The sequence below is a fragment of the Lysinibacillus sp. NPDC093216 genome, assembly GCF_050280325.1.
Taxonomy (GTDB): domain Bacteria; phylum Bacillota; class Bacilli; order Bacillales_A; family Planococcaceae; genus Lysinibacillus.
The window spans coordinates 66,556-79,293 of the sequence record NZ_JBNNVB010000020.1; the positions used below are offsets into that span (position 1 = coordinate 66,556).

Here is a 12,738-nt window from a genome sequence, read left to right on the forward strand (position 1 = left end):
ATTGTTGGCAAATGAAATGCTTGGAGATAATTTTAAAAAAGAGCAATGCATTAGCGATTTTGATGCCCTTCTCCTGACTACTCCCACAGCTAAAGCAGTGGGGTTCTTATGTACTTAAGAGAAGCGTTACAAAGCTCTCCACAGATGGTGTTGCCATGTCCTGTGTACAACATCTTTGATTTATCCTCTGTTCCATAAGACTTTCTTATTTACACAACCGATGTTGTGTTGGCAATAAGTTTTAACGAAGGCAGGTAGCTCTACCTACGAAGGAATACCCCTCAATTACAAACAAATCTTGTTTGCGAATACGCACAGGAAGGGTTAATCCATTCCAATAGACAATATTCTCTTTAAATCGAATGCCTGCTTTATTAGATTTCCCTTCTACAGAATGAAGCATTCCGTAACGTTTAAAGTGTTCTTTACTCCCTTTAAATAGAACATCTTGAACCGCTTTCCAGACAGTAGAGGCGATCTTCTGAGAAGTATTGCTATCTATATGTTTTTTATAGTTATGTTGATGCTTTTTAATATACGCATGCAGTTGATATTCACTTAACCCAAAAGATTGACGAATGTTATCTAATTCTTTTGCAGTCTGCTTCAACTCTTTTGAATCATTCGATTTTTTCGCTTTTTGGTAGCAACGTAATTGTTTTCGATAGTGTTTTGATTCTTGCATTAAAGTATATTGTTTTACTGCATAAGACAAAGTTGTATTATAGAGTGTACGGGCAATTTCAAAACGTTTTAATAGAATATCCTTTTGCCATGTATCTATAAGTAACTTGAGTTCTATAACAAAACAATCTTTCTTCCCTTTCGTCATTACCCGTCACTCCTTTCTTTTTTTGATTATTTACAATATACAATATAAACATATGTTCTATAAAGAAAAAAGCACTTCATTCCTTCCAATCTCTGAAGAAGTGGGCTTCCAGAAGCTCAATTCTGTGACGTCCACTAAAAATTTTGGAGGTGCAATTAGCTCTTTGTCATCCTGTTGAAATGCTCCATTAAAGTTTGGTATCTGTATGCCTCCTGTAAAGTCATTCAAATCAAATATCCCTGTTCTCTGTATATTTTGGGACATAAAAAAACCTCCTAACTAATAAAAGTTAGGAGGTAATAAAATTAAGAACTTTGATGGGTGTTCTATTCCCTAAATCCACAAATCACAATTACTTGCTTTTCCCCAAAACATCATTCTCTTCTAGGAACTTCGTATTGAATTGCGCTGATTTGAACACGTCATTGTTCATCAATGCTTGGTGGAACGGAATTGTTGTATTGATCCCAGGACCAGATACTTCAAATTCGCTAAGCGCACGATTCATTTTCGCGATCGCTTCTTCACGTGTATTGGCATGAACAATTAGTTTCGCAACCATTGAGTCATAGTATGGTGGGATTGTATAGCCAGCATATACAGCAGAGTCAATACGTACACCGTAGCCACCTGGAGTTACGTAAGTATCTACAGTACCAGCTGATGGCATGAAGTTTTTATAAGCATTTTCTGCGTTAATACGGCATTCAATTGCCCAACCATTTAATTGTATATCATCTTGAGTGAAAGGAAGTTTTTCACCAGATGCAATTTTTAATTGTTGTTGTACAAGATCCACACCAGAAATCATTTCAGTTACTGGGTGTTCTACTTGGATACGAGTATTCATCTCCATGAAGTAGAATTTATCTTCTTGATAGTCATAAATAAACTCGATTGTTCCGGCACCTTCATAGTTACAAGCTTCAGCAGCTTTAACGGCAGCGGCACCCATTTCAGCACGACGCTCAGAAGATAGCGCTGGAGATGGAGCTTCCTCTACTAATTTCTGCATACGGCGTTGAACGGTACAGTCACGTTCACCTAAATGTACAACGTTACCATAGCCATCCGCTAATACTTGGATTTCACAGTGACGGAAGTACTCGATGAATTTTTCTAAATATACGCCTGGGTTACCGAATGCTGCAGCAGCCTCTTTTTGCGTAATTTCAATGCCTTTTACAAGGTCTTCTTCTGTACGAGCTACACGGATACCTTTACCGCCACCACCAGCAGTTGCTTTGATGATCACAGGGTAACCAATTTTAGCAGCCCATTCTTTACCTGTTTCGATATCTGGAACAATACCAGTACCCGGAACAAGTGGAACACCTGCTGCTTCCATTGTTGTACGTGCAACGTCTTTAATACCCATAATTTTAATAGAATCAGATGAAGGTCCAATGAACTTAATGCCTGCGTTTTCACAAGCCTCAGCGAAGTCAGCGTTTTCAGATACAAAACCGTAACCTGGGTGGATACCGTCTGCACCAGTTTTTTCTGCTACGCTAAGTAAAGCTGGGAAGCTAAGATATGAATCTTTTGAAAGCTTTGGCCCGATACAATATGCTTCGTCTGCTAATTTCACATGTAATGCGTCAGCGTCTGCTTCTGAGTATACGGCAACAGATTGAATGCCTAACTCTTTACAAGCACGAATAATACGCACAGCGATTTCGCCGCGGTTTGCAATTAAAACTTTTTTCATGGTTGTGCACTCCTTACTCAGCTTTTACAAGGAATAATGGTTGACCGTATTCTACTAATTCACCGTCTTTAACAAGTACTTCAACGATTTCCCCTTGAACTTCTGCTTCAATTTCGTTGAATAGTTTCATAGCTTCTACGATACATACGATTGTTTCATCACCAACTTTGTCCCCCACTTTAACGTAAGCTGGTGAATCTGGATTTGGAGATTGATAAAAAGTTCCAACCATCGGTGACACAATTTTATGTAACGATGGGTCGTTATTTGCTGGTGCTGCAGCTGGTGCTTCTTCAGCTTTTGCTGGAGTAGCTGGTGCTACAGGAGCTGCTACAGGCGCAGACTGTTGTACAACAGGTGCAACTACTACTTTTTTAGGTGCTACAGTATCAGTAACAACAACACCATTCTTTTTTAATTTAACTTTTGCGCCATCTACTTCGTAAACGAACTCGTCAATCGAAGAAGAATCTACTAATTTAATAATTTCGCGAATTTCTTGAATTTTGAACATTTCTAACTCTCCTTATGAAATAAAATCTACTACAAATACTATTTTATATTTTTTTCGAACAATTTGAAATACTTTAATGCAAATTAAGTAAATATGAACAAAATAAAAGGCTTTCCTTTACTAAACGAAAGCCTTTTCATTATACTGATATATAACAACAGTTTCAAATAAACAGAAAATTCCTCTTTTTCTCTCTATTTTTAATAGTTATTCGCGCTGAATTTTACTTGGACGTCATTTGCGCCTTCCATCTCTGTTTTTACCAAGTAAATAATTTCATTTGCTTGAGCTTTTGATAGCTCCTCAGCCATAACAGTTACCTGTACTTTATCACCATCTGCTCGAACAAACGCATCGGAGTAACCTGAAGATTTAATAAGCATTTCTAACATTGCTTCAGAGGATTCTTGTTTTATAAGGTTATCCATTTCATTATAAGCTTCACTTTTTTGTTCTGCTGTGTAATCTTTTGAACCGATCTTCTGCTCTAATTGCAAACGAAGCTGGCTTCTTTCATCACTAACTTGCATGCGCATTTCTTCAAATAAATGACTTGGAGAAGATACTTCCTTCGTCTCTCCCTCTTTCGTTGCTTCTTGATCAGTCACACCCGTTACCGCAGTTTGCTGTAATGCGTCATCTGTGAAAATAGTTAGTCCATTAAATTGTTTTGCTGGATCAACCAAATAATACACTGAGATAACCGCTACTAGACTTAATAATGTCATAAACCAAACTGTTCTTCTACGTACGCGCATTTACTTTTCCTCCTTATTCTCCATTGGAACGATAATAATTCGATGAATCGGCAATTGCATTACTTGACTAACAACAGCACGAATTTCATTTTTCACAAAGATATCTGATGCTCCTTCTGAAACAATTAGCATCCCTGTTACTTCTTTCGTGCCTTGTTCAGTTCCTCGAAAATATTGACTGAATAGTTTATTGTCATCCTTCTCAGCTGTCATATCTCCGTAATAAAAATAGACTTTAACCTCCCCAACACCTTTCATAGCCTTTAGTGTTTGTTCAAGTTTTTCTTCACTGGTCATCGAAGTTACTTGCCCATTCGTTGTACCCGTTTGATACATTGGTAAAATGATGAAAATTCCCACGGAGGCAGCAATAAGCATTAAGACTAGAAATGACGTTGATTTTTTTCGTTTCTTTTCCACATCACTTGTACATTGCCTCCTTTCATCTTCTCTTTTTCAAGTGTATGTACGCTTGTTTCCTCCTATGAATTGATAAATGGAATCTTTAATAGCAATTGCAAAAATACTAACGTAATAACAAGCTTTGTAAGTGAAATTATTTCTTTATCTTCTGTTAAAAACACAAATATCTGACAGATAAAGAGCATCGCTAATAAAAGAATCAATCTATCTCCCCCCAGCCATAACTTGCACAAAAACGATGAGGAATAAACAAGAAAACATAAATGAAAAAGCAATTAGAAATGATACAGCACATAAGGTAAATAGAGATTTACTAACATGATCAAGTAGTTTACAAATATCATCAAAAGCAATCGGTTCTAAAATAGCAGCTAACATTTTCAACGAATACGCACTGACAACAAGCTGAACTGTTGGAATAAACGACACGGTAATAACCGCTATAAAAGCAGAAATACTAGTAATAGAAGAGGAAAATTGTGTCATATGCTGGAACATCGAAAAACTATCTACTATAAAGGAACCAACAACCGGAATATTTTCCTCTATTAATTTCTTCACAGGCTCTGCAACAGCTGCATTGACACTAAATGCGGCCACGCCACTCGCCGACATTAAAATGATGTAACAAATTACAGATGCCGAGACGATGCTCATAATGGTAAAACGAATCAATTCGGCAATTCTCGTAAACGAAATTTCTTTAACAATGACACTGCAGACATCAAACACAATGGCAAAAAGCACTCCTGGAATAAGCCATTTACTACTAATAATCGTTAAGACTTGTACAAAGAAAAGTAAAAAAGGCTGCCAAGAAGCAATCGCTGTAATACTGCTAGATAAAAGAAAACTTGAAGTAAGAATGGGATAAAATGCAGTAAATATATGTGCAAGTCCCTGTGCTATTTCGTCTATCAAATTAAATGAACTCACAACAACTGGTCCTATAGTCGCCAGTACAATAAGAAAAAAAAGTATCCTTGTCCCTTTTTCAAATTCTGGTAAAATCATATTAACAATCAAAATAATAATGACATAGCCACACAAAATAAGCGTCATCTTCAGCAATAGAAAAAATGGATCCGTTAAAAACGAAAATATTTGCTCCAGCAATGTCTTCGCCCCTTAGTTTAGCCGTTGTAAAATGGCCGACACCTCCTGTAAAACAGCCAAAAATTCCTTAAACCAGTACAACAAAATAACAATCTTGACCCCATCGTAGACAATATGCCCGAGTACTTTATAGCTTTGTTCTACAAGTAAAAAAGACACCCATTGCCCTACATAAAAAAGGCTAGCACTTACTACAATTGCTTTTGCATAAGGCAAAAAAGCTAATGTCTCAAGCAATTGCTTGATGAATGGCAATAGGAGTGTAGAAAACAGCATACTAAACAGCAAAAACGAAAACATTACACTAATCAGCGCATGGAGTGGCTTTATGACTTCTTTTATAAGCAATAATAAAAGCAGCATGACAACAGCTACAATGACAATTTCCATTTACATTACCCAGAAGAGGTCAGCCATTGAAAGAATGTAAGGATTTCATTGAAAAATAGACGTAAAAATCGCAGTAATTCCGCTGTCATATATAAGTAGGCAATGAAAAATAGGAAAAATGAAAATTCTTTTTTTCCTGTTTGATCAAAGAAGACATGAAGAAGCGCAACTACTAGTCCCACTCCAGCGACTCTTAATACGTCTTGTAATTCCATTTCATACGCCCCCTCGTGTACAGCAATATATGTTGCTACCCCAAAAAAAAGACCTCTATACATACGTATAGAGATCTTAGTATTTTTATGAAATTAATGATGCCTTGGCAAACCTACGTCCGGGATTGGAAATAAGTTACAGTAGCTTTTCAATGATGCTTTTCACAGAACCTGGTTGTTTCACTAAATAGCTCTTTTCACCCATCCACATCGATAAATATTCGGCTTTGCTCTGTTTTGCACTTTCTTTACGAATAGTTGTAGTTAGATCATTTTGCAATGGATAAGGTGCTACAACAGCATCCTTCATACGTTCCGTAAAAGCATTTGCTAAGCCTCTTGCTGGTTTACCAGAAAAAGCACGAGTAATCGTCGTCTGCTGCGCTTTCGATTCAAGCAAGGCATTTTTATAAAGAGGTGAAATTTCACACTCATCTGCTACTAATAACGCTGTACCAATTTGAACCGCTTGAGCACCTATTGCTAGTGCTTTACTTACATCTTCCTTTGTGACAATGCCCCCAGCACCAATAATCGGTATGGAAATTTGTCCTACTACTTGCTGCAGTAAATCATGCAAATCAATTAATTGCATTGGTTCAGTGAAAGAACCACGATGACCACCGGCTTCACCACCCTGAAGGACAACAGCTTGCATCCCTGCTTGTTCTACACGCTTCGCTTCCTCTAATGTAGTAGCTGTACCAATAACATAAACATTGTTGTCCTTTAAACGATGAATCACATCTGCTGAAGGAATGCCAAACGTAAAGGAACAAATGGCTACATTTTCATCAAGAACAGCTTGTACTTGTTCTTCAAATACTTCCTTGGACGTGACACTTTGTACAGGCGAAAGCCCAAGCTCATCATAAAACGGTTGTAAAGCCATTCGAGCTTTTTGAAGTACATCGATATCAATACGTGGCTCTTCCTGTACAAATAAATTAACAGCAAATGGCTTTTTCGTTAGCTTTTTAACTTCCTGAATAAAACTTTTTGTTTGCTTGCCATCTAAATAGCCTGCTCCAATCGAGCCTAAAATACCTTCCTCTGCACAGGCAGCCACAAATTTTGGCGTAGTTACACCAGCCATTGGCGCCTGTATTATTGGAGACGTGGTCTCAAAAATTGTTTGTAACATAGCATTCACTCCTTACTATTATTGTAAACAACTTTTCCAAATATGACCACATACCAAATGGTAGAAACTACTTTTTATAAAAATAGTAAAGGTCGCTATTTCTCTATCTATTGTCACAAAAAATAACTTTATATGTATAGAATACGAGCAGATATTTTTTGTACCGAAAGCGTAGCGACAGGTACAGATGTTTTGACACCCCTGAAAGAAGTTAAATAAAAACCTACCCTTTTGTTAAAAAAGAGTAGGCTGAATGTTTTTATTTATTACGCACGAGAAACGTAAGAAGCTTCTTCTGTATTGATGATTAACTTGTCACCTTGGTTTACGAAGAATGGCACTTGTACAATAAGACCTGTTTCAAGAGTTGCAGGTTTTGTACCACCAGAAGCTGTATCACCTTTAATACCAGGCTCTGTTTCTGTTACTTCTAGCTCAACAGTATTTGGTAATTCAACACCTAGCATTTCACTTTGGTATGATTGAATATGAACTTCCATGTTTTCTTTTAGGAATTTTAATTCATATTCAATTGCAGCTGAAGCAAGTTCAGTTTGCTCATATGATTCTAAGTCCATGAAAACATGCTCGTCACCTTGTGCATAAAGGTATTGCATTTTACGGTTATCGATTTGTGCTTTTTCAACTTTCTCACCAGCACGGAAAGTTTTTTCATTTACTGAACCGTTACGTAAGTTACGTAATTTAGAGCGTACGAACGCAGCACCTTTACCTGGTTTAACGTGTTGGAAATCTAACACGCGATATAATTGGCCATCTACAACAATTGTTAGACCTGTACGGAAATCGTTTACTGAAATCATTTGTGTTCCTCCATAGTTTATAAAATAATAAGTTCTTTTGACGAATGAGTTAGCAGTTCATTACCTGTCTCTGTGATTAAAATATCGTCCTCGATACGTACACCACCGATTCCCGGTAAATACACTCCTGGTTCAATCGTTACGGCCATACCTGGCTCTAGCACCGCTTCTGAACGCATTGATAAGCCAGGGCCTTCATGTACTTCAAGACCAATCCCATGTCCTAATGAATGACCAAATGCCGTGCCATATCCTTTTTCTGTTAAGTAGTTACGTGCAATCGCATCTGCTTGTATCCCTGTGAAGCCAGGCCCAACCTTTTCAAGTGCTAAGAGCTGGGAAGCAAGGACTGCGTTGTACATATCCACTAATTTTTCAGATGGCTCGCCAACTGCCACAGTACGTGTAATATCCGAGATATAGCCATTGTACAGTGCTCCATAGTCTAATGTGACAAAGTCGCCTTTTTCAATCACTTTATTCGTTGCAACGCCATGTGGTAAAGCTGAGCGAAGACCAGACGCAACAATTATATCAAACGAGGATTGAGTTGCTCCTTGTTTACGCATGAAAAATTCTAATTCATTCGAAACCTCAAGCTCTGTTTTACCAGGCTTAATGAAGTTTAAGATATGTGTATATGCGTGATCAGCAATTTCACACGCAACCTTAATAATATTAATCTCTTGTTGCGTCTTAATCAAGCGAATTTTTTCAATTAGCCCAGAAATCGGCACTAAATCAGCTTGAATTTTATTTTTATACAGCTCATACGTGCCATAGCTAACAGTATCTTTCTCAAAGCCCAATAATTTGATGCCCATATTTTTTACTTGTGTTGCAATTTCTTCAATGATCGTCGCCTCATGCTTTACAATTCGGAAGTCCTGTACTTGCGCAGCTGCTTGCTCTGTATAACGAAAATCCGTGATAAACACAGCATCATTTTGAGACACAATCGCTACGCCCGCTGTTCCTGTAAAACCAGTCATATAACGACGATTGTACTCGTTTGTAATTAAAATACCGTCAATATTTTGTTCCTGAAGTGCCTTACGTAGCTTTTGTAATTTCATCATAATCAATTCTCCCTCTCAATAAATGTGCGTAGTGCCAGTTCATAGCCTTTCGTACCTAGTCCACTGATTTGACCAAGGCATGCCGGAGCGAGATAAGAATGATGACGGAAAGCCTCACGTTTATGGATATTTGAAATATGTACTTCTATAACCGGCACAGAAATCCCTGCAATTGCATCATGTAACGCAATGCTTGTATGGGTATATGCACCGGGATTAAAGATTATACCATCATATTTTTCGTCCTCTGCTTCATGTACCCAATCAACAAGTACCCCTTCATGATTAGATTGACGAAACTCGACAGTTGCACCTAAAGACGCCGCAAGATTCTGAACATTGTTTTTCACATCTTCTAATGTTTCATACCCATAAATATGTGGCTCTCGTTTACCTAGTCGATTTAAGTTAGGTCCATTCAAACATAATAACTTCACGCATATTCGCCTCTTTCTATGTACTTGCCATTATTTTATCATACAAGGCGCAGACAGCAACTAATTTCCTTTTTGTGCTGTGTGTTCCTTTTGATGAAAATTCGCAGTTTCAAGCAAGAAACGTAATAGACAAATAACAATGACCATGAAAGGGATTGATAGTTTTTTAAAGGAAGAAGATTGTAAAGGCAAATCCAGAACAATCCATTCTAATGTGATGGACAAAAATAGGCCAAGTAGAAAAGAAGATAGCACAGCTGGGATAATATAGACATATCTCAATGTAATAAATAATAAAAATCCAATAAAAAATAAGACTAGGATGAGAAAGCTCCATTGAAATAGTTTTGAGCTACCTTCAAATATATCCCACTTCTTATAAAAACCTATTGGATTCCATTTAATGAGTTGAAAGTATTCAAGTCCCTTTAAACACAATGCTAAAACAAGTGCACTGACGAGCGATGTTATACTAGCTACTTTCAAGTAAAATCCTCCTAACTTGTACCACGAGTTTATTTTCAAACGTTAATCATTTCCTAAACTGTACGATTAGTGTAACCATATAGAAATTTTACTATGCGTAACTCTAGAGGTTTTTCACTAAATTTAGTACAATGGTACAGTTGAAATATATAAAGAGAGTGGTGTTAGCCTTGAGCAATTCACCTGTATACGGGGGACAAGCACAATTAGAAGGTGTAATGTTCGGAGGAAAGGAACATACGGTTACCGCTATTCGCCGTAACGATGATTCCATTGATTATTATCATTTTAAAAAAGTTCAAAACCCTATTTTACAAAAGCTTAAAAAAATTCCATTGGTACGGGGCGTTGTAGCACTGATTGAATCAGCTGGTTTAGGCTCTCGCCACATGCAATTTTCAGGGGACCGTTTCGACGTTACACCTGGCGAAGAAGAAGAGCATAAAGAGGAAGGCTCGAGACTTCAAATGATTTTAGGCGTTGCAGTTGTAGGTATTCTTACCTTTTTATTCAGTAAATTTGCCTTTACATTAATTCCAGTATTTATTGCGGATTTTTTCTCTAAATGGATAGAAGGCAAAACTGGTCAAATTTTACTTGAAAGTGGCATTAAGTTAGTTTTACTACTTTCCTATTTATATTTTATATCTTTAACGCCACTAATTAAACGAGTATTCCAATATCATGGTGCAGAACATAAGGTTATCAATTGCTATGAAGCTGGTATGGACGTAACAGTGGAAAATGTGCAAGCACAATCACGCTTACACTATCGTTGCGGTAGTAGTTTTATGCTGTTCACTGTGTTCGTAGGCATGTTTTTATATTTCTTCGTGCCAACTGATCCACTTTGGTTACGCATTTTGGACCGTATTCTATTAATTCCAGTTGTTCTTGGTATATCATTTGAAGTACTTCAAGCGACAAATGCGTGCCGTAATATTCCCGTGTTACGCTTCCTGGGCTATCCAGGCTTATGGCTGCAATTACTAACAACACGTGAGCCTAAGGATGAGCAAGTAGAAGTAGCCATCGCATCCTTCAATATGCTGCTTCAAGTTGAACAGCAACCAGAAATCGCAGCTACTTTAAATCATGATTAAAAATTAAGGGCAAGTCCAACTGATGAGTTTGGTTGGACTTGCCCTTTTTTATAGTTTTTACAATGGCTGTACAGAAATTATTTGTTGCTTTGCTTTCTCGTACTCCGCTTCCAATGTTATGAGTATTTCACGAACCGATTCTCGCTTGATAACATTTGTGATACCATGACCCGCCGACCAAATATCTCGCCATGCTTTTACATTGACAAGATGTGTCAAATCAACATCCTCTCTTGGCTTCAATGTCGCTGGATCAATGCCTTCCTTCAATAAAGATGGAATTAACACATTAACATGGACACCGCTAAAGGCATCGGTATATAAAATATCAGAGGTATCACTGTCAATTACCATATTTTTGTACTCCTCAGGTGCATTTCCTTCATCACAAGCTAAAAAACGAGTACCCATATAAGCATAGTCTGCCCCCATTATTTGAGCAGCTAATACGTCTGCACCGCTAGAGATGGAACCTGATAAAATAATTGTCCCCGTAAAGAATTTCTTTACGGCAGATACAAAGCCAAATGGGTTCAGTTGCCCACCATGCCCACCAGCACCTGCACAAACAAGAATTAGTCCGTCTACACCCGTTGCAGCAGACTTTTCTGCATGCTTGACGTTCGCAACATCTGCATAGACCCTCCCACCATAGCCATGTACAATGTCCAAAACTCTCTTTGGATTACCGAGTGACGTAATGACAATTGGTGGCTGAAACTGTTCAATTAACTGTATATCTTCCTCAAAACGTGTATTCGCTACAGGATGACATATTAAGTTGACTGCCCATTGCTCAGTCGGTAGTGCCTTTTTTATTTCTTCTAGCCACTCAGCACATGTTGAAGCGGGTCTTGCGTTTAATAATGGAAATGAACCGATAGCCCCTGCTCTACTAGCTTCAATAACCATCTTAGGGTTAGAAACTAAAAACATCGGAGCTACTATAATTGGTAAACTAAACATACACTCTCCCCCTCTATACTTAAATATTTCGAGAGATTTCCTGAAAATCCTACTAAAAAAATTTAAATTTTAGTTCTGACCCCACATCTTACGTTGAAATGACAAGGACCCATCTCCCCTCTCAAAGGTGGGAGACTTCCGTAGCTAGGGTTTGTCTAAATGAAGATAAAAAAAGTACCTATCCGTCTTGTTAACGATATAGATGGTTACTTTGAAATAAAGTTCGATCAAAAATACCCCACAACCAGTATTTTACGATAAATAAAAAGAATCCATTTTGAACATAGATAGATCAAAATGGATTCTTATCCAGAAGAATTAATTATCAGTTTTATAAAAAAGTTTGATCATTTTCTACCTGCGTCCTTCACAATCGCGCCCTTTAATGGATATCATATTATTTTTATTATGTGGTTTTGTTGAAGAACATTGCTTAAGCGTAATTCAACATAAGCACCCGTTGGTGGCAAGATAATCCGTATAGGCAATTTTTAATGACGGTTATGGGTATAGTAAATCCGTTAGACGTGATCTAATTCGAATACGTCAACGTGAAGGAATTAATTTAGCGAAATAGGAAAGAAAAAACCGCAGAAGAGTTAAAAAGTATCTTAGGCATGCCGGGATTAACTATGTATTGAGTCGGATTAAATCAGGTTTTTGATGTGATTAGCGGAAGAGGGAAATCAAGAAGAGACTTGGATATTTTCACCAAGTTCTTTAATATTGCACAAAAACAG

General features: G+C 37.5%; 17 protein-coding genes. 1 reads left to right on the plus strand and 16 read right to left on the minus strand.

Going from position 1 to position 12,738, the window contains the following annotated elements:
• Window positions 1–241: 241 nt before the first annotated feature.
• The 15 genes from ACQKOG_RS19315 to ACQKOG_RS19385 all read right to left on the minus strand — a co-directional run bounded on the left by ACQKOG_RS19315 (window position 242) and on the right by ACQKOG_RS19385 (window position 9,929).
• On the minus strand, window positions 242–832 hold the full coding sequence (locus ACQKOG_RS19315) for a hypothetical protein (protein WP_370079855.1): 591 nt from the start codon (window positions 830–832) through the stop codon (window positions 242–244).
• A 57-nt stretch (window positions 833–889) separates the two neighbouring features.
• Window positions 890–1,096, minus strand: coding sequence for a hypothetical protein (locus ACQKOG_RS19320; protein ID WP_427447978.1), 207 nt, complete (start codon window positions 1,094–1,096; stop codon window positions 890–892).
• 88 nt (window positions 1,097–1,184) lie between these two features.
• Window positions 1,185–2,543 (minus strand): acetyl-CoA carboxylase biotin carboxylase subunit, encoded by a 1,359-nt coding sequence (gene accC / locus ACQKOG_RS19325; RefSeq protein ID WP_370079851.1) that lies wholly within the window; start codon window positions 2,541–2,543, stop codon window positions 1,185–1,187.
• A gap of 13 nt (window positions 2,544–2,556) precedes the next feature.
• Complete coding sequence (accB, locus tag ACQKOG_RS19330; RefSeq protein WP_427447980.1) at window positions 2,557–3,057, minus strand: acetyl-CoA carboxylase biotin carboxyl carrier protein; 501 nt, start codon at window positions 3,055–3,057, stop codon at window positions 2,557–2,559.
• Between the two features lie 200 nt (window positions 3,058–3,257).
• Window positions 3,258–3,815, minus strand: coding sequence for a SpoIIIAH-like family protein (locus ACQKOG_RS19335; RefSeq protein WP_370079847.1), 558 nt, complete (start codon window positions 3,813–3,815; stop codon window positions 3,258–3,260).
• Entirely contained in the window at window positions 3,816–4,235 is a 420-nt protein-coding gene (locus ACQKOG_RS19340) for a hypothetical protein (protein ID WP_427447982.1), read from the minus strand.
• 62 nt (window positions 4,236–4,297) lie between these two features.
• Complete coding sequence (locus ACQKOG_RS19345; protein WP_199777723.1) at window positions 4,298–4,441, minus strand: hypothetical protein; 144 nt, start codon at window positions 4,439–4,441, stop codon at window positions 4,298–4,300.
• Window position 4,442: 1 nt separating this feature from the next.
• The gene (locus ACQKOG_RS19350; protein ID WP_402874669.1) at window positions 4,443–5,354 is read right to left on the minus strand and encodes a stage III sporulation protein AE; all 912 of its coding nucleotides are present in this window, start codon (window positions 5,352–5,354) and stop codon (window positions 4,443–4,445) included.
• Window positions 5,355–5,366: 12 nt separating this feature from the next.
• A complete protein-coding gene (locus ACQKOG_RS19355) occupies window positions 5,367–5,744 on the minus strand; it encodes a hypothetical protein (protein ID WP_370079841.1) in 378 nt (125 codons plus the stop codon).
• Window positions 5,745–5,749: 5 nt separating this feature from the next.
• Complete coding sequence (locus tag ACQKOG_RS19360) at window positions 5,750–5,959, minus strand: hypothetical protein (RefSeq protein WP_012295089.1); 210 nt, start codon at window positions 5,957–5,959, stop codon at window positions 5,750–5,752.
• A gap of 136 nt (window positions 5,960–6,095) precedes the next feature.
• The gene (locus ACQKOG_RS19365) at window positions 6,096–7,103 is read right to left on the minus strand and encodes an NAD(P)H-dependent flavin oxidoreductase (protein WP_402874672.1); all 1,008 of its coding nucleotides are present in this window, start codon (window positions 7,101–7,103) and stop codon (window positions 6,096–6,098) included.
• 266 nt (window positions 7,104–7,369) lie between these two features.
• Complete coding sequence (gene efp, locus ACQKOG_RS19370; RefSeq protein WP_370079837.1) at window positions 7,370–7,927, minus strand: elongation factor P; 558 nt, start codon at window positions 7,925–7,927, stop codon at window positions 7,370–7,372.
• 17 nt (window positions 7,928–7,944) lie between these two features.
• A complete protein-coding gene (locus tag ACQKOG_RS19375) occupies window positions 7,945–9,006 on the minus strand; it encodes a M24 family metallopeptidase (RefSeq protein ID WP_402874675.1) in 1,062 nt (353 codons plus the stop codon).
• Window positions 9,007–9,008: 2 nt separating this feature from the next.
• Window positions 9,009–9,443, minus strand: a complete 435-nt coding sequence (gene aroQ, locus ACQKOG_RS19380) for a type II 3-dehydroquinate dehydratase (RefSeq protein WP_053483682.1) — start codon at window positions 9,441–9,443, stop codon at window positions 9,009–9,011.
• A gap of 60 nt (window positions 9,444–9,503) precedes the next feature.
• Window positions 9,504–9,929 (minus strand): hypothetical protein, encoded by a 426-nt coding sequence (locus tag ACQKOG_RS19385; RefSeq protein ID WP_370079833.1) that lies wholly within the window; start codon window positions 9,927–9,929, stop codon window positions 9,504–9,506.
• Window positions 9,930–10,099: 170 nt separating this feature from the next.
• Here ACQKOG_RS19385 and ACQKOG_RS19390 point away from each other — a divergent pair, with 170 nt between their 5' ends.
• On the plus strand, window positions 10,100–11,032 hold the full coding sequence (locus ACQKOG_RS19390; protein ID WP_402874681.1) for a DUF1385 domain-containing protein: 933 nt from the start codon (window positions 10,100–10,102) through the stop codon (window positions 11,030–11,032).
• Between the two features lie 57 nt (window positions 11,033–11,089).
• Here ACQKOG_RS19390 and ACQKOG_RS19395 read toward each other — a convergent pair whose 3' ends face one another.
• The gene (locus tag ACQKOG_RS19395; RefSeq protein ID WP_370079829.1) at window positions 11,090–11,998 is read right to left on the minus strand and encodes an NAD(P)H-dependent flavin oxidoreductase; all 909 of its coding nucleotides are present in this window, start codon (window positions 11,996–11,998) and stop codon (window positions 11,090–11,092) included.
• Between the last annotated feature and the right edge of the window lie 740 nt (window positions 11,999–12,738).

What these genes read in the sequence shown, in the direction of transcription:
- ACQKOG_RS19315 (WP_370079855.1), bottom strand. Translation starts at nt 832, where the DNA reads ATGACGAAAGGGAAGAAAGATTGTTTTGTTATAGAACTCAAGTTACTT.
- ACQKOG_RS19320 (WP_427447978.1), bottom strand. Translation starts at nt 1,096, where the DNA reads ATGTCCCAAAATATACAGAGAACAGGGATATTTGATTTGAATGACTTT.
- accC (WP_370079851.1), bottom strand. Translation starts at nt 2,543, where the DNA reads ATGAAAAAAGTTTTAATTGCAAACCGCGGCGAAATCGCTGTGCGTATT.
- accB (WP_427447980.1), bottom strand. Translation starts at nt 3,057, where the DNA reads ATGTTCAAAATTCAAGAAATTCGCGAAATTATTAAATTAGTAGATTCT.
- ACQKOG_RS19335 (WP_370079847.1), bottom strand. Translation starts at nt 3,815, where the DNA reads ATGCGCGTACGTAGAAGAACAGTTTGGTTTATGACATTATTAAGTCTA.
- ACQKOG_RS19355 (WP_370079841.1), bottom strand. Translation starts at nt 5,744, where the DNA reads ATGGAAATTGTCATTGTAGCTGTTGTCATGCTGCTTTTATTATTGCTT.
- ACQKOG_RS19360 (WP_012295089.1), bottom strand. Translation starts at nt 5,959, where the DNA reads ATGGAATTACAAGACGTATTAAGAGTCGCTGGAGTGGGACTAGTAGTT.
- ACQKOG_RS19365 (WP_402874672.1), bottom strand. Translation starts at nt 7,103, where the DNA reads ATGTTACAAACAATTTTTGAGACCACGTCTCCAATAATACAGGCGCCA.
- efp (WP_370079837.1), bottom strand. Translation starts at nt 7,927, where the DNA reads ATGATTTCAGTAAACGATTTCCGTACAGGTCTAACAATTGTTGTAGAT.
- ACQKOG_RS19375 (WP_402874675.1), bottom strand. Translation starts at nt 9,006, where the DNA reads ATGATGAAATTACAAAAGCTACGTAAGGCACTTCAGGAACAAAATATT.
- ACQKOG_RS19395 (WP_370079829.1), bottom strand. Translation starts at nt 11,998, where the DNA reads ATGTTTAGTTTACCAATTATAGTAGCTCCGATGTTTTTAGTTTCTAAC.